This is a genomic window from Tolumonas lignilytica (genome assembly GCF_000527035.1).
GTDB lineage: Bacteria > Pseudomonadota > Gammaproteobacteria > Enterobacterales > Aeromonadaceae > Tolumonas > Tolumonas lignilytica.
The window spans coordinates 2097949-2117851 of record NZ_AZUK01000001.1; the positions used below are offsets into that span (position 1 = coordinate 2097949).

General features: G+C 50.6%; 18 protein-coding genes. 11 read left to right on the forward strand and 7 right to left on the reverse strand.

Features of this window, described 5'->3' with window-relative positions:
- The first annotated feature begins 442 nt into the window (after positions 1-442).
- The 8 genes from galR to H027_RS18360 all read left to right on the forward strand — a co-directional run bounded on the left by galR (position 443) and on the right by H027_RS18360 (position 8909).
- Positions 443-1456 carry an HTH-type transcriptional regulator GalR gene (gene galR, locus H027_RS0109880; RefSeq protein WP_024872292.1) on the forward strand — a complete coding sequence of 338 codons (1014 nt, stop codon included), beginning with the start codon at positions 443-445 and terminating at the stop codon, positions 1454-1456.
- A 413-nt stretch (positions 1457-1869) separates the two neighbouring features.
- Positions 1870-2895, forward strand: coding sequence for a UDP-glucose 4-epimerase GalE (gene galE, locus H027_RS0109885; protein ID WP_024872293.1), 1026 nt, complete (start codon positions 1870-1872; stop codon positions 2893-2895).
- Entirely contained in the window at positions 2888-3925 is a 1038-nt protein-coding gene (gene galT, locus H027_RS0109890) for a galactose-1-phosphate uridylyltransferase (RefSeq protein WP_024872294.1), read from the forward strand. Before galE ends, galT begins: the two co-directional genes overlap by 8 nt.
- Before the next feature lie 10 nt (positions 3926-3935).
- Positions 3936-5090 carry a galactokinase gene (gene galK, locus H027_RS0109895; RefSeq protein WP_024872295.1) on the forward strand — a complete coding sequence of 385 codons (1155 nt, stop codon included), beginning with the start codon at positions 3936-3938 and terminating at the stop codon, positions 5088-5090.
- Positions 5084-6094, forward strand: a complete 1011-nt coding sequence (locus H027_RS0109900) for a galactose-1-epimerase (protein ID WP_272912563.1) — start codon at positions 5084-5086, stop codon at positions 6092-6094. The genes galK and H027_RS0109900 overlap by 7 nt, the downstream gene beginning before the upstream one ends.
- Before the next feature lie 99 nt (positions 6095-6193).
- The gene (gene pyk / locus H027_RS0109905) at positions 6194-7633 is read left to right on the forward strand and encodes a pyruvate kinase (protein WP_024872297.1); all 1440 of its coding nucleotides are present in this window, start codon (positions 6194-6196) and stop codon (positions 7631-7633) included.
- Positions 7634-7932: 299 nt separating this feature from the next.
- Positions 7933-8361, forward strand: coding sequence for a L,D-transpeptidase family protein (locus H027_RS0109910; RefSeq protein WP_038149681.1), 429 nt, complete (start codon positions 7933-7935; stop codon positions 8359-8361).
- A 143-nt stretch (positions 8362-8504) separates the two neighbouring features.
- Entirely contained in the window at positions 8505-8909 is a 405-nt protein-coding gene (locus H027_RS18360) for an EF-hand domain-containing protein (protein ID WP_024872299.1), read from the forward strand.
- A 32-nt stretch (positions 8910-8941) separates the two neighbouring features.
- Here the strand turns inward: H027_RS18360 and hemB are convergent, their stop codons facing one another.
- Genes hemB through ubiE form a run of 4 tightly spaced genes read right to left on the reverse strand, consistent with a single transcriptional unit; the run spans position 8942 to position 12994 of the window.
- A complete protein-coding gene (gene hemB / locus H027_RS0109920; RefSeq protein ID WP_024872300.1) occupies positions 8942-9952 on the reverse strand; it encodes a porphobilinogen synthase in 1011 nt (336 codons plus the stop codon).
- A 23-nt stretch (positions 9953-9975) separates the two neighbouring features.
- Positions 9976-11607: a ubiquinone biosynthesis regulatory protein kinase UbiB gene (ubiB, locus tag H027_RS0109925; protein WP_024872301.1), complete on the reverse strand. Its 1632-nt coding sequence runs from the start codon at positions 11605-11607 to the stop codon at positions 9976-9978.
- Entirely contained in the window at positions 11604-12224 is a 621-nt protein-coding gene (locus H027_RS0109930) for a ubiquinone biosynthesis accessory factor UbiJ (protein WP_024872302.1), read from the reverse strand. The genes ubiB and H027_RS0109930 overlap by 4 nt, the downstream gene beginning before the upstream one ends.
- Before the next feature lie 26 nt (positions 12225-12250).
- Entirely contained in the window at positions 12251-12994 is a 744-nt protein-coding gene (gene ubiE / locus H027_RS0109935; RefSeq protein ID WP_024872303.1) for a bifunctional demethylmenaquinone methyltransferase/2-methoxy-6-polyprenyl-1,4-benzoquinol methylase UbiE, read from the reverse strand.
- A gap of 834 nt (positions 12995-13828) precedes the next feature.
- Between ubiE and H027_RS0109940 the strand changes: the two genes are divergently transcribed.
- The gene (locus H027_RS0109940) at positions 13829-14488 is read left to right on the forward strand and encodes a 7-cyano-7-deazaguanine/7-aminomethyl-7-deazaguanine transporter (RefSeq protein ID WP_024872304.1); all 660 of its coding nucleotides are present in this window, start codon (positions 13829-13831) and stop codon (positions 14486-14488) included.
- Between the two features lie 308 nt (positions 14489-14796).
- On the forward strand, positions 14797-17529 hold the full coding sequence (polA, locus tag H027_RS0109945; protein WP_024872305.1) for a DNA polymerase I: 2733 nt from the start codon (positions 14797-14799) through the stop codon (positions 17527-17529).
- Positions 17530-17572: 43 nt separating this feature from the next.
- Here polA and yihA read toward each other — a convergent pair whose 3' ends face one another.
- From yihA to H027_RS0109960, 3 genes are all read right to left on the reverse strand, one after another.
- On the reverse strand, positions 17573-18211 hold the full coding sequence (gene yihA, locus H027_RS0109950) for a ribosome biogenesis GTP-binding protein YihA/YsxC (protein WP_024872306.1): 639 nt from the start codon (positions 18209-18211) through the stop codon (positions 17573-17575).
- A gap of 91 nt (positions 18212-18302) precedes the next feature.
- Complete coding sequence (locus H027_RS0109955; RefSeq protein WP_024872307.1) at positions 18303-18989, reverse strand: DUF3334 family protein; 687 nt, start codon at positions 18987-18989, stop codon at positions 18303-18305.
- A gap of 134 nt (positions 18990-19123) precedes the next feature.
- Entirely contained in the window at positions 19124-19369 is a 246-nt protein-coding gene (locus H027_RS0109960; RefSeq protein ID WP_152536712.1) for a hypothetical protein, read from the reverse strand.
- A gap of 119 nt (positions 19370-19488) precedes the next feature.
- Between H027_RS0109960 and H027_RS0109965 the strand changes: the two genes are divergently transcribed.
- A complete protein-coding gene (locus H027_RS0109965) occupies positions 19489-19896 on the forward strand; it encodes a hypothetical protein (protein WP_024872309.1) in 408 nt (135 codons plus the stop codon).
- The last annotated feature ends 7 nt before the right edge of the window (positions 19897-19903 follow it).

Consider the following 19903-nt stretch of genomic DNA (forward strand, 5'->3'; position numbering starts at 1 on the left):
ATATTTGAACGGACGTTGTTTAGGGGCTTTCAAATAACCCAAGAAAGACACCAGATATTATCGAGACAATGAGGTGTTTGTTAATCGTGAATCTTGTATCAGAATGCAAAAAATGAATTCGGAGGGATTCACTTTCGGCTTAATCATTTGATTTTGGTCATTATTAATCAAGATTTTAAGGTAGATCGCTTTTATTGTGTAAACGTTTACTCATTTGGTCTTTCAAATATATAGAAGCATGCTATCATGACCACATACATATCAATGTATCTCATAGCTGGATTTTATTTGCATGATTCATATTGCTTTAACTTTCGTATGCTATGGAAATAGCTATGTATTTTGGTGTCATTGAGTCTCTTTGTTTTTATGCAAAGAGGAATGCATTTGCGTTGAATGATCGATGTCGTATACGTAAGGTTTACGGGATAGCTTAAATAAGATGGCCACAATAAAAGATGTAGCTCTGTTATCTGGAGTTTCAGTAGCAACAGTATCAAGAGTCATTAACAACTCACCGAAGGCGAGTCAGGAATCACGTGACGCTGTATTTAAAGCTATGGCGGAACTTCAATATCATCCGAACGCAAATGCCAGAGCACTTGCCCATCAAAACGCCCAGACACTCGGCATCGTCGTCGCAGATGTGTCGGATCCTTTTTTTGGTGCGATGGTAAAAGCCGCAGAGCAGGTGGCGCAAGCGGCCGGCAATTTCCTGCTGGTGGGCAATGGTTATCATGATGCCCAGAAAGAAAAGCAGATGATCGAGCAGTTAATCAGACATCGCTGCGCGGGTTTGATTGTTCATGCCAAAATGCTTTCTGACGATGAACTCAAGCTGTTTATGAGCCATGTCCCTGGCATGGTGTTGGTCAACCGGGTATTGAAAGGTTATGAAACGCGCTGCATCTCGTTAGATGACCGATATGGTTCTTGGCTGGCCACACGTCACTTGATCCATGAAGGGCACACCCGAATTGGTTTTTTATGTTCCAATCACGACATCTCTGATTCGCATGATCGGCTGCAAGGCTATATCGATGCGCTGCAGGATCACTCCATTCCGGTGGATGAACGCCTGATCTCTCGTGGCGAACCGGATGAAACCGGTGGCGAAGCCGCGATGACCGATCTGCTCGGTCGTACCCATAACCTGACCGGTGTGGTCTGTTATAACGACTCCATGGCTGCCGGTGCGTTGTCGGTCTTAAATGACAATGGGATTTCAGTACCCAAAGATATCTCGCTGATCGGTTTTGACGATGTGTTGATCGCCCGATACCTGCATCCGAAATTGACCACCATTCGCTATCCGGTCGTGGCAATGGCGACGCAGGCGGCACAACTGGCACTGGCGTTGGCTAATGGTGAAACCTTACCGGATGTCACCAACATGCTGACACCGACCCTGGTTCGACGGCACTCGGTTGCCAATCTGGATTATCGTAACGCCTGACTAGCCAGCGCTTCTTAACCAAGCCCGCCATCTGTGCGGGCTTTTTGTTTTCCGAAATACTGAGGGAGTTGGCAAAAAGCCATTGTAACAATCATTACACACAATTTGATGTTGTTGTGATTTATTGTGAAATTATTACACTGGCGTGATGTTCCTCAATTTCGTTCAATGGTAATAATAATTACCTCTTAGATCAAAAAAACCTCATATATCAGCATTTACAGACTCTAATAAGTCTCATTTTCTGTGCTTTTAAAACAAAAAGTAAGATTGAAAGCCAAATTTCCGTTTAATAATTTAGTGTAAGCGATTACACTGTTGTGCGTTAGATCACGGTCTGCCGGTATAGATTTCGCTATTCTGGCTAACAATTACCGTAACCAGAAATTTTGATTGTCATGAAGGAATGTTGCATGAAGATTCTAGTGACCGGCGGAACAGGGTATATCGGCAGTCATACCTGCCTGGCCCTGATTGCGGCAGGGATCGAACCGGTGATCCTCGATAACCTCTCCAACAGCAAGTTGGCTGTCTTGAACCGGATCGAAGCCGTCTCCGGCCAGCGCCCGCTGTTTTATCAGGGTGATATCCGCGATGCGGCCCTGTTGGATCGTATCTTTCAGGAACAGCCCATCGCGGGCGTTATCCATTTCGCTGCCCTGAAAGCGGTCGGTGAATCCACCCAAAAACCGTTCGAGTATTTCGAGAACAATATCGCCGGTACGCTGACTCTGCTCGGTGCCATGCGCCGTGCCGGTTGTTTCCGCTTCATCTTCAGCTCGTCGGCCACCGTCTATGGCGACCCGAAGACCGTGCCGCTGCGTGAAGATTCACCGCGCGCCAGCTTAAGCCCGTATGGCCGTACCAAGCTGATGATCGAGCAGATGCTGGAAGATATGCAGCAGGTCGATCCACGCTGGAGTATCACGCTGCTGCGCTATTTCAACCCGATCGGGGCACATGCCTCCGGCCAGATGGGTGAAGATCCGCAGGGGATCCCGAATAACCTGATGCCGTATATCACGCAGGTGGCGATTGGCCGCCGCGATTGCCTGAATATCTTCGGCAATGACTACCCGACGAAAGATGGCACCTGTGTGCGCGATTACATCCATGTCATGGATTTGGCCGAAGGGCATGTCAAAGCCTGGCAGGTCTGTGGCGAACAGGCCGGATTGCACATCTACAATCTTGGCACCGGACAGGGCGTGAGCGTGCTCGAGATGGTGCATGCTTTTGCCCGCGCCAGCGGTCTGGAAATCAATTACAAAATCGTGGCACGACGCCCGGGCGATGTTGCCGAATGCTGGGCTGACCCAAGCAAGGCACAACGCGAACTGGGTTGGAAAGCGACCCGCACCCTGGATGACATGACCCGCGATAGCTGGTGCTGGCAGCAGGCAAACCCGAATGGTTACGAGGAAGAAGCCCATGTTTGATCCGATTGATCATCCCCATCGTCGTTTTAATCCGCTGACCGGCCAGTGGGTGCTGGTTTCGCCACACCGTGCTAAACGGCCGTGGCAGGGACAGGTTGAGAAAGCCGCCCCGGACGATCGTCCGGCGCATGATCCGGAATGCTTCCTGTGTGCCGGCAATACCCGCGTCAACGGCGAGCAGAACCCGGATTATCAGGGCACCTTTGTCTTCACCAACGATTTTGCGGCGCTGATGACCGATACCCCGGCTTCGCCGCCGTCAGCCGACCCGCTGTTCCAGTGTGAATCGGCCCGCGGCACCAGCCGGGTGATCTGTTTCTCCCCGGATCATAGCAAGACCCTGCCGGAGCTGCCGGTTGCGGCGATCCGCCGGGTGATTGATACCTGGTGTGAACAGGTGGCCGAACTGTCGCAAACCTACCCGTGGGTTCAGGTATTCGAGAACAAGGGCGCGGCGATGGGCTGCTCCAATCCGCATCCACATGGCCAGATCTGGGCCAACAGCTTCCTGCCGAATGAACTGGCCCGTGAAGCGCAGACCCAGCAGCAGTGGCTGGCGGAAAAAGGTACGCCGATGCTGCTGCAATATGCGCAGCAGGAGTCGCAGTCCGGTGAGCGGACCGTGGTGGAAACCGAGCACTGGATCGCCGTGGTGCCGTACTGGGCGGCCTGGCCGTTTGAAACCCTGTTACTGCCCAAGGCCCACGTCACCCGTCTGACCGAACTGAGCGAGGCCCAAAAGCAGGATCTGGCACTGGCGCTGAAGCAACTGACCAGCCGTTACGACAACCTGTTCCAGTGTTCGTTCCCGTATTCGATGGGCTGGCATGGCGCGCCGCACACTGCGGACGATGCCCGTCACTGGCAGTTGCATGCCCATTTCTATCCGCCGCTGCTGCGTTCAGCGACGGTCCGTAAATTCATGGTGGGGTATGAAATGCTGGCGGAAACCCAGCGTGATCTGACCCCGGAACAGGCCGCAGAGCGTCTGCGTGCCGTGAGCGATATTCATTACAAAGAACAGGCTTGAGGAACGCGCGATGTCATTAAAAGAGAAAGTACTGGCTGTCTTTCAACGCAGCTTTGGTGGTGAGCCCGATTTGTTTGTCCGGGCACCAGGGCGGGTGAATCTGATTGGGGAACACACCGACTACAACGACGGCTTTGTGCTGCCGTGTGCCATCGATTACGAGACCGTGGTGGCCGTACAGCGCCGCGATGATGACCAGGTCGTCGTGGTGGCGGCCGATTACGCCAATCAGCGCGATGAGTTTTCGCTGACCCAGCCCATCACGGCGCACGCCGACCAGCTGTGGAGCAACTACATCCGCGGTGTGGTGAAGTACCTGCTGGAGAAAGGGCTGGCGCTGAAGGGGCTGAACTTAGTGGTCTCCGGTAACGTGCCACAAGGCGCGGGATTAAGCTCATCGGCGTCTCTCGAAGTCGCCATTGGCGAAGCGTTCAATCAGGCGTATCAGCTGGGTTTAACCCCGGCGGCGATTGCCCTGAACGGTCAGGAAGCCGAGAACAAATTTGTCGGCTGTAACTGCGGCATCATGGATCAGATGATCTCCGCCAGTGGTGAGAAAGACCACGCGCTGCTGCTGGATTGCCGTTCCCTGGAAACCCGGCTGGTGAAAATGCCGGAAGATCTGGCGGTGCTGATTGTGCACTCGAATGTGAAACGCGGACTGGTTGACAGTGAATACAACACCCGGCGGGAACAATGCGAAGCGGCGGCCCGGCATTTTGGGGTGAAAGCCCTGCGGGATGTGAATCTGGCGCAACTGCAAAGTGCGGCGGAGCAGGGCAAGCTGGAACCGGTGGTGTATCAACGGGCCCGGCATGTCATTACCGAAAATGCGCGGACGCTGGCGGCGGCGGATGCGCTGGCAGTGGGCGATTTGGAGAAGATGGGCGTGCTGATGGCTGAATCGCACCAGTCGATGCGCGATGATTTTGCCATCACCGTGCCGGCCATTGATACGCTGGTTGAGATTTTACAGCAGGCAATTGGTCGCGAGGGCGGTGCCCGTATGACCGGCGGTGGTTTTGGTGGTTGTGTGGTGGCGCTGCTGCGTCCGGCACAGGTAGACGCGGTCATTGCGGCGGTGGCGGAAGAATATCCGGCGAAAACCGGGCTGAAACCGACTTGCTATGTGTGCAAAGCGCGGGCCGGCGCTGGGATCTGCTAACGCCACAGGAGGCGAAGATGCAACACATCAGGTTACATAATCCGCAAGGGATGACGCTGGAACTGATGACCACGGGGGCGGCCCTGTTGTCATTGCAGGTGCCGGTGGGAAACGGTCAGCGTAACGTCCTGCTGGGTTGTCGGCCGGAGGATTATGCCCGCCAGCACTGCTATCTCAATGCGATGGTCGGGCGTTTCGCCAACCGGATCGCCGATGCCCAGTTGACGCGTCAGGGGACGACCTATCCACTGACGGCCAATCAGGGAACAAACTGCCTGCATGGCGGGGTGGAGGGGTTTGACCGTCGCGAGTTGCAGGTTGTAGACCAGCAGGCCGACCGGGTCACGCTGCAGCTGCATTCGGTGGACGGCGACCAGGGTTTTCCGGGTGATTGTGACGTGACACTGACCTATGCGCTGGAGCAGCGTGAGCTTGTGATTGATATCCAGGCGACTGTAAACCAGCCTTGTCCAGTGAATCTGACCAGTCACGCGTACTTCAATCTCGATGGCAAACGCAGTGATATTCGACATCACCGTCTGCAGGTGAACGCCAGCCATTATCTGCCGATTGATGCGGCGGGTATTCCGCTGTCGGCCGCACAGCCGGTGGAGGGGGCGCTGGATTTTCGTAGTGAACGGCAATTAACTCAACAGTGGCTGGCTCATCCACAACTGATTTGTGCCAAGGGGCTGGATCACTGTTATCTGCCGGATATCAGCGAGGCTGACCCGGTGGCGGCCCGGCTGACTTCGGCAGATGGGCAACTGGTGATGGAAGTGCGGACCAATCAACCGGGGCTGCAGATTTACACCGGCAATTATCTGGCGGGAGAACCCAGCTGTGAGAATGAACCCTATCATGACTATGAAGGGATAGCGCTGGAAGCGCAGCAGCTGCCGGACAGCCCGAACCGGCCCGAGTTAGGCGACCCATGGCTGCTGCCCGGACAAATCTACCATCATCAGACCCGCTATAGCTTTTTGACTCACGTCAACAGTTAACCAGTCTCATGAATATACCGCCTGTCTGAGCGTCAGGCGGTTTGGTTGCGTCTTCTTGAACTTGGTGAACATAATTTACTGTATTTATATGGATTTAAAATGCTGAGAAGAACCAAGATTGTAACCACCCTAGGTCCGGCCACAGATCGTGAAGGCGTGCTGGAAGGGATCCTCCAGGCCGGTGCCAACATGGTACGTATGAACTTTTCCCATGGCACCGCCGAAGATCATATTGCCCGCGCCAAAGAAATCCGCGAACTGGCCGCCCGTCTTGGCAAATCCGTGGCCATCCTCGGTGATTTGCAGGGCCCCAAAATTCGTGTCTCTACCTTTAAAGACAACAAGATCCAACTGAAAGTCGGTGATAAATTCCTGTTAGACGCCGAATTGGGCAAAGGCGAAGGCACGCAGGAACAAGTCGGGATCGATTATAAAAAACTGCCGGAAGATGTGGTCGCGGGCGACATTCTGCTGCTCGACGACGGTCGTGTGCAGTTGAAAGTCGACAGTGTTGCGGGCAGTAAAATTTTCACCACTGTGACCGTCGGTGGCCCGTTGTCAAACAACAAGGGCATCAACAAGAAAGGCGGTGGCCTGTCTGCTCCGGCACTGACCGACAAAGACAAAGCCGATATCAAAACTGCTGCGCTGATGCAGGTTGATTATCTGGCCGTTTCCTTCCCGCGTAACGGCGCTGATCTGAATTACGCCCGTGAACTGGCGCGCGAAGCCGGTTGCAACGCCAAAATCGTCGCCAAGGTGGAACGCGCTGAAACGGTAGCCACCGATGAGGCCATGGAAGACATCATTCTGGCTTCGGATGTCGTGATGGTGGCGCGTGGCGATCTGGGTGTCGAAATCGGTGACTCTGAGCTGATGGGCGTACAGAAAAAACTGATCCGCACCGCACGTAAGCTGAACCGCGTTGTCATTACTGCCACCCAAATGATGGAATCGATGATCAAAGCACCGATGCCAACCCGTGCGGAAGTCATGGACGTAGCGAACGCCGTACTGGATGGTACCGATGCGGTGATGCTATCTGCTGAAACAGCAGCGGGTGACTTCCCGATTGAAACCGTGACTGCGATGGCCAGCGTCTGTCTGGGTGCGGAAAAACACCCGAGCGTCAACGTGTCCAATCACCGCATGACCTATACCTTCAACTCGATCGAAGAAACCGTCGCCATGAGCACCATGTATGCGGCTAACCACATGCAGGGGGTTAAAGGGATCGTTGCGATGACCGAATCAGGCACCACGCCACTGCTGATGTCACGTTTAAGCTCCGGGCTGCCAATTTTTGCGTTGTCCCGCCACCAGCAAACCCTGAACTGGTGTTCGCTGTATCGTGGTGTCACACCGGTCTTTTTTGATGCCGATGAAACACAACCCGTGATCCTCAATTGTCTGGATGCCATTGATGCTCTGAAACGCCGGGGCTATTTCGAATCCGGCGATCTGGTGCTGATGACATATGGCGATCAAATCGATGTGGAAGGTGGCACAAACACCTGCAAACTGCTCACCGTGAAATAAAATCAGGTTCCACGTCTCCGTAATTGGAGGCGTGGATCTGCAAAAATCACAATTAAACCGCCTTCCTTTTTCTCTTCTGCGTTTTGCCGTGTATGATGTGGCGCTTGCCAGATGAATGAATTTATACGCGATATTGACCTAAATCATCTACATGGATTGAGTTGATACCGTGAAGAGTTATGATCGTATCTGGATGTGTTTGATTATTGCAGATGGGTTGATAGGGTCACAGAAGCATGAAATTTGCTGTTTTGATTTCCGGTTTATTGCTTGGATTCTCGGTTCACGCTACCGGCATAATGCCGAAAGCGGATTTGGTTGTCGTAAAAAAATCACAGTATAGCCTTACTTTATACTCGAAAGGCGTAGCGCTGAAGCGCTATTGGATTGCACTGGGGCCGAATCCGAAAGGAACCAAAGTTCGGGAAGGCGATATGAAAACGCCGGAAGGCCGGTATTTATTAGACTATAAAAAAACGGATTCGAATTACTACAAAGCCTTTCACATTTCCTATCCGAGTGTGGCAGATATGCAGCGGGCGAGAAAGCTGGGCGTTGACCCAGGTGGTCAGGTTTTGCTGCATGGTCAGCGCAAGGGCTCTATCATGAGCAATGAAACCTTGCAAAACTCTAACTGGACCAATGGTTGTATCGCATTAATCAATGCCGACATGGATGAGCTGTGGCAATCCGTGGCACCTGGAACACCAATCGAGATCCGGCCCTGATTTTTTTGATGAAAAAGCCAGCAACGCTGGCTTCTTTTTTCATTAGTGTTGTAACATTTTGTCGCAATTATCATTAAATCAGACATAAATTTACACGGTTTCTCCGTTAATTTGTCTGTGCTCGAATAATCGGAGAGATATACATGAAAGTGATGGGCGCTACGCTACTGGCAACAATACTGTGTGTACCTGTTTATGCTGCTGAAGCTCCGCAGGCCAAACCGGCTCCGGTGAAAGCGGATACCCTTTTTAATCAGGCCGATAAGAATCACGATGGTAAATTGGATCCGCAAGAATTTGAAGTTTACAAAAAGCTGCAGGAAGAACGTCTGATAGCGCAAATCAAGCAGCGTATCGACAGCATGCAGTTCTCATCATTTGATAAAGATGGCGACAAATTTATCACTAAGGATGAGTTAAAAGCGGCACGCATGGAAGCACAACAAAAGATGATGCAGAACATTCGTAATCGCCAACAGTTACAGATCAAGTCGGTGACATCAACACCGGCATCAGCACCCGCCGCAACAGATTCTTCCAAGAAATAAGCAAAAAGCCCCGTCAGGGGCTTTTTGTTGGGCTATTTATTTTGTAACCAGCCAGCAGCCCGTTTTGCAAAATAGGTCAGAATGCCGTCAGCCCCCGCGCGTTTGAAACAGAGCAGTGATTCCATGATGCATTCCTGTTCTTTCAACCAGCCATTCTGAATGGCTGCCATGTGCATCGCATATTCGCCACTGACCTGATAGGCAAAAGTGGGGACGCCATATTGCGATTTCACCCGTTGCACGATATCAAGATAAGGCATGCCCGGCTTCACCATGACCATATCGGCACCTTCCTGTATATCCAGCCCTACTTCATGCAAGGCTTCATCGCTGTTGGCCGGATCCATCTGATAGGTATTTTTGTTGCTCTTACCCAGATTGGCAGCCGAGCCGACCGCATCCCGGAAGGGGCCATAGTAATTAGACGCGTATTTGGCCGAATAGGCCATGATTTGGGTATTCACCAGATTCTGCCGTTCCAGTTCGTGCCGGATAGCAGCGATACGGCCATCCATCATATCGGAGGGCGCCACCACATCCGCCCCGGCCTTGGCATGACACAACGCCTGACGAACCAGAATATCGCTGGTGATGTCATTCAGAACATAGCCCTGATCATCAATGACACCATCCTGACCATGTGTTGTGTAGGGATCCAGCGCGACGTCGGTAATGATCCCCAGTTCCGGGAAATGCGCTTTTAATACCCGGACGACACGCGGGACCAGCCCGTCTTCGTTATAGGCTTCTTCTGCGAGCAGACTCTTTTGTTCTGCAGGAATAACCGGAAACAGCGCAATAGCCGGGATGTTCAGCGCAACCAGTTCTTCCGCTTCCTTGAGCAGCAGATCGAGAGATAAACGCTCAATCCCCGGCATACTACTGATGGTTTCCCGGCGATTCTCACCTTCCAGAACGAACATCGGATAGATCAAGTCGTCGACGCTCAGTTGGTTTTCCCGTACCAAACGGCGGCTGAATTCATGTTTACGCACCCGGCGCAGACGGCGCAGCGGGAATGGGGAGGAAACAAATTGTGGCATGAAACGCTCCTGTAACTGTCCAGTTAACGGCGGGAAATTTTCCACCAGCCGTTTATCCAGCAAAGAACACTGATCGTTAATCCTACGGTGGCTAATTGTTCATGCGCTGACAGCAGCAGAATGCTGCCCAGCATCAAGGTGGCCCCCGTACCTAATAAATAACGCGCCTGTGCATGGCGGCGGTGTTGCTGATGGTATTGCTGATACAACCCCTTCACCATGTGGTGCTGGTGTTGCACCTGAGTCAGGGTATCAAAAATCAGATCCGGCATTTCGGGCAGTTTTTCCACCCAGAACGGGCCTTTTTCTTTTATCGCCCGCCAGGCGGCCTGTGGCCCGATCTGCTGTCGCATCCAGTGTTCGAGGAACGGCTTGGCGGTCTGCCACAGATCCAGTTGCGGATAGAGATGCCGTCCCAATCCTTCGATATACAACAAGGTTTTTTGCAGCAAAACCAGTTGTGGCTGCACATGCATATTGAAGCGGCGGGCAGTATTAAACAGATTCAGGAGCACATGGCCAAATGAGATTTCGGCAAGCGGTTTGGCAAAGATAGGCTCAAGAACTGTGCGCAACGCTGACTCAAACTCTTCTACTTTGGTATCGGGCGGCACCCAGCCGGATTGCACGTGCAACTCGGCCACCTTGCGATAATCGCGATTGAAAAAGGCCAGAAAATTCTCGGCCAGATAGCGTTTATCCTGCCGGTTCAACGTGCCGACAATGCCGCAGTCAATGCCGATCCACTGCGGATCATGCGGATGTTCATAAGAGACAAACACATTGCCCGGATGCATGTCGGCATGGAAAAAGCTGTCACGGAACACCTGAGTGAAAAATACCTCGACCCCGCGTTCGGCCAGCAGTTTTAAATCCGTGCCGTTGGCTTCCAGTGCGTCACGGTCAGAGACCGGGATCCCATATATGCGCTCCATGACCAGTACATTTTCCCGGCAATAGTCGGAGTAGACAAACGGGACGTACAGATGCGGTGAGTTTTCAAAATTGCGGCGTAGCTGAATGGTGTTGGCGGCTTCACTCATCAGATTGAGTTCATCCAGCAAGGTCCGGCGATATTCCTCAACGACCTCCACCGGGCGTAACCGGTTATTCGGCATCAGGAACGCAATCATCCGGGCAACTAACCGCATCAGGCGGATGTCATCGCCAATGACATGTTTGATATCCGGGCGGATCACCTTGATGACAACATCCGCCTGATTGGATTTGAGCCGGGCCGTATGCACCTGCGCCACTGATGCCGAGGCCAGCGGTTGCAGGTCAAAATCGGTAAACAGCGCCTCGATGGGCTGACCCAGTGCCTGTTCGATTTGCTGACGGGCCAACTGCCCGTCAAATGGTGGCACACGGTCTTGCAACAGTGCTAATTCTTCCGCCAAATCAGGAGGCAGTAAATCCCGACGCGTCGACAGCATCTGGCCAAATTTGATAAATACGGGGCCTAAATTTTCAAAGGCATGGCGTAATCGGGCACCACGTGATTGTGTCGGATAACGATTACGAAGCCAGAACAAACTTTTCCGACATAAACGTACGGGCCAGGGTTGCCACTGGCGTGGAATTAATTCATCCAGCCCATGTTGCAGTAAAACCCGTCCAATTTTATAAAGACGTCGCCATTCACGTAAGATCATGCCTGGCTCCGCTGCAATAACCGCGCGGCGCGTTGTAATAGCTGCTCGCTCTCCTGCGCCAGCTCCGTGACGTCATCGCAGAAGGCTGCAACCTGTAAGGCACCGGGGGCCAGTTGCCATTCCTCGGTGATGGCTTCCCGGAGATCCTGCCGGGTCAGCTGTCCCTGATTGCATACCGCTTGTTTGACCTGACGGACACCGCGGCAGAACCAATGGGCCAAGACATCACCGGTATAGGCCGATAAATGTTCTTCCCAGTCGATATCTAATGCATTGAATAAATGGCTGAAGGCATGAAACAAGGCGGGATCGCCTTGCATGTCGAGGCGTTCTTCGCGGATATAGCGGCTCAGATTTTCTGGCTGGCGCAAGACTTGTAATCCCTGCCATTTGAGACTGATGCTGGCATGTGCCGGATGCTCAAAATGCGTCAGCACATCGACCCGTTGCGCTGAAAAACAGAGCCACAGAGCAGGGATCCCTTGAAGTTCGAGTTTCAGTATTTTGCCAAATAGAGCCTTACTGCGTTCCCTTGATTGCGGATCAAGAGACAATAACTGATTCAACCCGGTTTCCAGCAAAGCGGCTAAGGTGACGCTCAGGGGGGACGGAGTCATAATGTGCTTCCCGTTCATGCTCTTTTTCAGAATTTAAAGCCACGGTGCAGGGCAACAACACCCTGAGTCAGGTTGTGATAAGTCACCTGTTCAAAACCGACTGTTTCCATCATGGTTTTCAAGGTTTCCTGATCCGGATGCATGCGGATCGATTCTGCCAGATATTGATAACTGTCGCTGTCTTTAGCAACCAGTTGACCCATTTTGGGCAGCACTTTGAAAGAATAAAAATCGTACAGTTTTGACATGACGACGTTAGTCGGTTTGGAGAATTCCAAGACCAGCAAGCGTCCGCCCGGTTTGAGTGCCCGATACATAGAAGCCAGCGCCAGTTCCTTGTGGGTGACATTCCGTAAGCCAAAACCGATGGTGATCAAGTCAAAATAGTTATCCGGAAACGGTAAGTTTTCGGCATTGGCCTGCACATAGCGGATATTGTTGACCAGACCCAGATTCCGCAGTTTTTCACGCCCGACCTTCAGCATCGAATCATTGATATCGGCCAATACGACTTCGCCGGTTTCACCCACCAGTCGAGAGAATTTGGCAGTCAGATCACCGGTACCGCCGGCCAGGTCCAGCACTTTCTGGCCTGGGCGAACGCTGGCACAGTCAATCGTGAATCGTTTCCACAGACGATGAATACCGAATGACATTAAGTCATTCATCAGGTCATATTTTTCCGCAACAGAATGAAATACATCTGCAACCAGCTGTTCTTTTTCAGTTTCCGGGACGGTTTTAAAGCCGAAATGAGTATTGTCCGACATGTGCAACGATTCCTTATGCCAATAACATGAGCAGTGTAACGTAATTTTAACCAGACTTCAGAAGCGATTTATCATTGGGGTAGGTAAAGAAATCATTGGCATGAAAAAATGCAGAAATTAAAAGGGGCCCGGTGGATGGGCCCCAAGAAAGCGGTTTTACTTTGCTAACTAACTAACTAACTAACTAACTAACTAACTAACTAACTAACTAACTAACTAACTAACTAACTAACTAACTAACTAACTAACTAACTAATAACTAAAACGCATTCACACTTACTAGCTAATAATTAACACTGGATAACTCTTAAAAGATGTATCAGGGTGCTGCCTCCTTAGTTTAGGAAGAGCCGTCCTTACTCGTTGCAATGCTATCCGGTCTTTCCCGACAGCCAACTTTGTAAAGCGCTCCCAGATTGTCTTTCTGATTGTTATTGTGACTGTGCATGGCATCATCATGTGGCCTGATCGGGTCTGGCATAAAGCCTGCTCACCAGAACGTTTGCGACAGAACGAATAACAACCACCCAGTCGGTCAACAAGTCGGTGCGTTGTGAACGATTCACTTCGTCATCCTTCGGGTGCGAAATGGAATCCTGACGCCCGAAAAGCTTGTTGCTCGCTTAAATTAAGCATGGTCCTGACCCACTGGTTTCGCAAGTCCGAGGCTTATATTTTATGAGAAGTTTGATGTGTGGCTTGTTTCTGGTTTCTTTATCGGTATAATCCCGCGCCTCGCTATGCGCCACCGCTATTTTGTGTGCAAAATAGTGAGCTTAACGCGAACGTTCATGGGTTCCCTCACCCCATTTGTTATCCAAAAAGGAAAAAATCATGTTGCTGACTGAAAGCCAATCACGCTTTGCGTTGTGGCGTTTATCGCTGTTCCACATTTTGATCATTGCCTCCAGTAATTATCTGGTGCAATTGCCGATAGAAATTGTTGGTGTGCATACCACCTGGGGAGCTTTTAGTTTCCCGTTTATATTTCTGGCCACTGATCTCACGGTGCGTATTTTTGGTTCTGCCTTGGCCCGGCGCATTATTTTTTGTGCCATGCTGCCCGCACTGGTGATCTCATATTTGCTGTCGGTGTTGTTCCATGCCGGTCATTTTGTGGGTCTGGCTCCGGTCATGCAGTTAAACCTGTTCGTAGCCAGAATCGCCTGTGCCAGCTTTATGGCTTATTTACTCGGGCAGATCCTGGATATTTCGGTGTTCAGTAAATTACGGCAACTGCCCCAGTGGTGGGTGGCTCCAACGGCCTCTACGATCATTGGCAATATGTTGGACACCGTTGCCTTTTTTGGCATCGCGTTTTATCACAGCCCTGATTTGTTTATGGCTACACATTGGGTTGAAATTGCGTGCGTTGACTATGCGGTGAAGCTATTCATCAGCATTGGCTTGTTTGTTCCGGCTTACGGAGTGTTGTTGCGTTATCTGACCAAGAAATTGCTGGGGCAGCATCAATCTGACTGGCAGGCCATCTGAATCAAATGATGCCAAAGATCAAGTGTTTTTGGCATCAAATTGGTAATTTTTTTAAAAAATCTCATATTTTTTCCACATTGACATAAATCATATTTCTTGTTAATTCATGTTTTGTTTTTGTGTAACTTATTGATATTTAAGTTAATAAATATTGGTTTGGTGAGTTTTACAGAGTGCTTAACAGCTTCTACCAATTTCTTCAACAAACTTATCCACAATATGTCTTAGTTATCCACAGATTTCGGACATGGAGCTGAATGGTCAGCTGTGGCATGCTATCGCGATTCTCTTTCATCGATTGAAATACAATGACACAGACACCTCCTTTGATTCTGGTTGATGGTTCTTCTTACCTTTACCGGGCTTTTTTTGCCTCGCAACAGGCCGATTTACGAACCTCGCTGGGTGAACCGACCGGCGCAATTCGCGTCGTCACGAACATGCTACGCAGTTTGCTGAAACAATATCCAGATTCAATTGTTGCGGTCGTGTTTGATGCCAAGGGCAAAAGTTTCCGCAATGACCTTTATGCGGAATATAAGGCGCATCGTCCGCCAATGCCGGATGACTTACGCAGCCAGATTGAGCCCATTCACCAAATCATTCGGGCCATGGGGCTGCCGTTATTGGTGATTGATGGCGTGGAGGCCGACGATGTGATTGGCACCTTGGCGCGACAAGCCACCGAGTCGCAGATCAATACGCTGATCAGTACCGGCGATAAAGACATGGCACAGTTGGTTTCTGAACATGTCACCCTGATGGATACCATGAAAGATCAACTCACCGATCGTCAGGGGGTGATCGATAAATTTGGTGTGCCTCCGGAACTGATCATTGACTATCTGGCCCTGATGGGCGACAGCTCAGATAATATCCCCGGCATGGCAGGGGTCGGTGAAAAAACGGCAGTGGCTTTGCTGCAAGGGGTAGGGGGCATTGATACCATTGCGGCCCATCCGGAACGTATTGCCGAGCTGAGCTTTCGCGGCGCCAAAACCTTTGCGGCCCGCTTCAAAGAACAGGAAGCGATGGTGCGTTTGTCACAACAACTGGCCACCATCAAAACCGATGTCGAATTGCCCGTATCCCTGACAGAACTGCGCCGCGGTGAATTACAGAAAGAGGCTTTGCTGGCGTTATACCGTCAGTTTGAGTTCAAAAATCTGGTTCAGGAACTGGAAAGTGCCGTCGACGTGACGACGAATGTGCCTGAAACGCCCGTTATTGTCGCTGCCTATGAAACTATTCTGATCGAAGAACAACTGACGGACTGGATACACAAATTACAGCAAGCCGCACTTTTTGCTTTTGATAGTGAAACTGATTCACTCGACTATATGCAGGCAAAAATTGTAGGGTTGTCGTTTGCCATTACCCCCGGTGAAGCGGCTTATTTACCATTAGCCCATGATTATCTGGGCGCACCGGAACAGTTGGATCGCGAAGCGACATTACTGCGGCTAAAACCACTGTTGGAAGATCCGACCTGTTTGAAGGTTGGACAACACCTGAAATTTGACCGGAATGTGTTACGCAATCACGGTATTGAACTGCGCGGTATCGCATTCGATACCATGCTGGAATCCTATGTGCTGAATTCGACCGCTTCACGGCACAACATGGATGATCTGGCGAAGAAATATCTCAACTACACCACGCAGACATTTGAGGATGTGGCCGGGAAAGGGGTCAAACAACTCACTTTTAATCAGGTCGAACTGGAAAAAGCCGCATTCTATGCAGCGGAAGATGCCGATATCACCTTAAGGCTGCATGAAGTGCTCTGGCCACAAGTGAAAAAAGAACCGGCACTGAAATCACTGCTGCTGGAGATGGAACAGCCATTGGCACTGGTGCTGTGCGATATGGAGAGAACCGGTACACTGATTGATCCATTCCTGCTGCAAAATCAGAGTCAGCAAATTGAAATCCGTTTAGCCGAACTGGAGGCCGAAGCACATACTCTTGCGGGTGGGGCCTTCAACCTCAGTTCGACCAAACAATTGGGCGAAGTTTTGTTTGAGAAACTGCAGTTACCTGTGATCAAGAAAACACCGAAAGGGGCACCTTCAACGGCGGAAGAGGTGTTGCAGGAACTGGCATACGACTATCCGTTGCCCAAATTGATTCTGGAACACCGCAGTCTTTCCAAGTTGAAATCGACCTATACCGACAAATTGCCATTAATGATATCGCCGGTTACCGGACGGGTTCATACCTCTTATCATCAGGCTGTTACCGCGACCGGACGTTTGTCTTCCACGGATCCTAACTTGCAGAATATACCGGTACGGACGGAAGAAGGCCGTCGGATCCGTCAGGCTTTTGTGGCGGCTGACGGCTTTAAGATCGTGGCGGCTGACTATTCTCAGATTGAGCTGCGGATCATGGCGCATCTGTCAGAGGATGCTGGCTTACTGGATGCCTTTGCTCACGGCAAGGATATCCACCGGGCTACGGCAGCGGAGATCATGGGAGTAGAACCGGAGGCGGTCACCAGTGACCAACGACGCAACGCGAAAGCGATCAACTTCGGTTTGATCTATGGCATGAGTGCTTTTGGTCTGGCCAAACAGTTAGGCATTCCTCGCGGTGAAGCACAGCGTTATATGGATCGCTATTTCGAGCGTTACCCGGGCGTGCTGACCTACATGGAACGTACTCGCCAGCAGGCAGAAAGTGCGGGTTATGTCGAAACCCTGTTTGGTCGTCGCCTCTACTTGCCTGATATTAAAGCGAAAAACATGGGGCTACGGAAAGCAGCAGAACGTGCTGCGATCAACGCACCGATGCAGGGAACGGCTGCGGATATTATCAAACGAGCGATGATTAAACTGGCCGATTGGATTAAATCCTGTGATGCTGACACCATCCGCATGGTGATGCAGGTACACGATGAATTGGTGTTTGAAATCCGCGAAGACAAGTTGGATGCCTATCTGCCCATGATCAGACAATACATGGCGGAAGCGGCCAATCTGAAAGTGCCGTTGGATGTAGGAATTGGCGTCGGCGATAACTGGGAGCAGGCCCACTAACCCCGAAAGAAAAACGCCGATGGCTTTCGCTATCGGCGTCAGATTATTCCTCTTCAGGTAAATCTTCTGGAGTATCTTCTGTCTGATACCACTTTGAAAGAATACGGGTGACCTCTTCCACGCCAGTTCCTTTCAACGATGAGAAGGCTTCAACCAGCACATTATCACCGAATACCTGAGTCGCTTTACGTACCTGCAGGACGACGTTTTTCCGCGGCCCCGGGTTCAGTTTATCTGCTTTCGTCAGCAAGACCAGGATCTTAAGATCGCTGTTGGAAGCCCATTCCAGCATTTGTAAATCCAGATCTTTGAGCGGATGACGGATATCCATCAGCAGCACCAGGGCTTTCAATGATTCGCGGCGTTGCAGATACTCCGACAGTGATGCCTGCCATTTCAACTTCATATCCAGCGGAACTTGCGCATAGCCATAACCAGGGAGGTCGACCAGCCGCTTACCCGGCTCGAGCTCGAACAGGTTGATTAACTGGGTACGTCCCGGTGTTTTACTGGTACGGGCTAATTGTCGATGTTGCGTAAGAGCATTCAGTGCAGATGATTTACCTGCGTTGGAACGACCGGCAAACGCGATCTCAATGCCACCGTCATTGGGTAGATGACGAATGTCTGGTGCACTGGTAACAAAATGCACCTTACGAAAATTCAGCAGCGGTGTGTCCAAAGTCGCAGTCCTGACTAAAAAATGATTTAAGGGCTATGTTATCACAGACTACAGCATAGCCCCAATGATAGGAGGAGTGCGAAATGAAGAGTTATAAACCCAGTGAGGCTAACAGATCATCGGAATCACTGTTGGCATTGGTATAGGTGTCTTTACTCTCAATCGTGTCTTGCTTTGAGGCTTCAGCGGCCAAAATGGCATCCGGATCCAGTTCTTGGTCAGTCTCAAAATCATGTAACTGGAGAAATTCAGTCTTATCAATCGCCAGCTCCAGATAGAAGATATTGTTTTTGCCGGTATAAAACGACACTCGGCGTGCCTGCGGGCGATCCAGATTCGTATCGATAGACAGCAGAACCTGTTTATTGATGGTCAGCATTTTCGGCTGACTTTGGGTGATGTGGGTTTTTAATTCATGGCTCACTTTGCCGGTAAAGTCACCCAGGATCTGGTTCATCAATTCACCCATGACGTTCCCGACTTCATCCGAGGTATGTTGGGTTGCCAACTCCTCTTTTGGGATACCCATTTGCATCAAATAGCTCTGATAGACTTCCAGTGCTGCATCGGCGGTAAAGTTGATCACGACTAACCCGGAAAAAGCACCATCAAATAACACAAAACAGCCAATATCTGGTTTCAAGCTGGTCTTACTGATCCGTTGGATCATCGGTGAATAATCTATGGGGGTTTGTGCGGCGGTGGAGAGCACGTTTTTTACTGAATTACATAGCTTGATCAGAATGTCTTCGGTGGTGATGGGTTTATTCTTTTTCATCGTAATGCCCTGTTTACAGCGAATTGACTATCAGAAATCGGAATGATACCGCTTACTTTATTCACAATCCTGCACTTTGCCTGCAGGATGTGATGCTGTCCAGTTGGGAATGAAATTGATGTGGAATAAATCCATTACTGCTGTGTTTTTTTCACTTCTTGAATCTTACGCATCACGGCCAGCAATAACATAACCTGATAAGGCGTCATCATAAAGAAACCGACCATCATGAGTAACAACTCATAGTAAGGATAGTGCCAGGCTGCAGGCCACAGATGTAACCAGCCGAAATATTCCATTCCTCCCCACATGACCAGCAAAATACCCGCCATATCCAGTAACAGCCAAGGAAGAGGCACCAGTAATTTATTTTTATTCATCAGACAACCCCAAGAAGACATTATTGAGTCTCAGTATTCATTTGACCAATCATTATGAATTCTATACATTCGCGTCGGCTTTTTTTCTGAGCCTGGATAAATTAACTGGAAATATATCAATGAAAAAAATTATTTTTGCGGGATCATTACTGGTCATGACAGGTGTAGTGCATGCGGGATTGCTGGATGCCGTCACGGATACGGCTACGGCGATCACCTCAGCGAAGAGCTCAGGCGTGTCTGCTGATCAAGCGGTAACGGCATTACTGAAAACGAAATTTCAGGAAAATGTCACGACCAAAGCACAAGTGAAGGCGAGCCTGGGCGAACCGAAAGCAACCGTGAAGGAAAATTCGCTGGATGTCTGGACATACGACATGGACAGCGTTAACAAAAAATTGAGCACGATTACCGGGGTTGCTAAAGCATTTGGACAGAACACGTCCAACGCTGAAAAAGTGGTTGAACTGAGATTCGATGGTGATGTCATGAAAAGCTATGCCGTGGTCGATGCTACGGCGGGTTAAGCTCCTT

What these genes read in the sequence shown, in the direction of transcription:
- H027_RS0109940 (WP_024872304.1), top strand. Translation starts at nt 13,829, where the DNA reads ATGTTGCTGACTGAAAGCCAATCACGCTTTGCGTTGTGGCGTTTATCG.
- H027_RS0109910 (WP_038149681.1), top strand. Translation starts at nt 7,933, where the DNA reads ATGCCGAAAGCGGATTTGGTTGTCGTAAAAAAATCACAGTATAGCCTT.
- galR (WP_024872292.1), top strand. Translation starts at nt 443, where the DNA reads ATGGCCACAATAAAAGATGTAGCTCTGTTATCTGGAGTTTCAGTAGCA.
- H027_RS0109930 (WP_024872302.1), bottom strand. Translation starts at nt 12,224, where the DNA reads ATGACTCCGTCCCCCCTGAGCGTCACCTTAGCCGCTTTGCTGGAAACC.
- galE (WP_024872293.1), top strand. Translation starts at nt 1,870, where the DNA reads ATGAAGATTCTAGTGACCGGCGGAACAGGGTATATCGGCAGTCATACC.
- galT (WP_024872294.1), top strand. Translation starts at nt 2,888, where the DNA reads ATGTTTGATCCGATTGATCATCCCCATCGTCGTTTTAATCCGCTGACC.
- H027_RS18360 (WP_024872299.1), top strand. Translation starts at nt 8,505, where the DNA reads ATGAAAGTGATGGGCGCTACGCTACTGGCAACAATACTGTGTGTACCT.
- H027_RS0109955 (WP_024872307.1), bottom strand. Translation starts at nt 18,989, where the DNA reads ATGAAAAAGAATAAACCCATCACCACCGAAGACATTCTGATCAAGCTA.
- ubiB (WP_024872301.1), bottom strand. Translation starts at nt 11,607, where the DNA reads ATGATCTTACGTGAATGGCGACGTCTTTATAAAATTGGACGGGTTTTA.
- H027_RS0109960 (WP_152536712.1), bottom strand. Translation starts at nt 19,369, where the DNA reads ATGAATAAAAATAAATTACTGGTGCCTCTTCCTTGGCTGTTACTGGAT.
- pyk (WP_024872297.1), top strand. Translation starts at nt 6,194, where the DNA reads ATGCTGAGAAGAACCAAGATTGTAACCACCCTAGGTCCGGCCACAGAT.
- ubiE (WP_024872303.1), bottom strand. Translation starts at nt 12,994, where the DNA reads ATGTCGGACAATACTCATTTCGGCTTTAAAACCGTCCCGGAAACTGAA.
- polA (WP_024872305.1), top strand. Translation starts at nt 14,797, where the DNA reads ATGACACAGACACCTCCTTTGATTCTGGTTGATGGTTCTTCTTACCTT.
- hemB (WP_024872300.1), bottom strand. Translation starts at nt 9,952, where the DNA reads ATGCCACAATTTGTTTCCTCCCCATTCCCGCTGCGCCGTCTGCGCCGG.
- galK (WP_024872295.1), top strand. Translation starts at nt 3,936, where the DNA reads ATGTCATTAAAAGAGAAAGTACTGGCTGTCTTTCAACGCAGCTTTGGT.
- H027_RS0109965 (WP_024872309.1), top strand. Translation starts at nt 19,489, where the DNA reads ATGAAAAAAATTATTTTTGCGGGATCATTACTGGTCATGACAGGTGTA.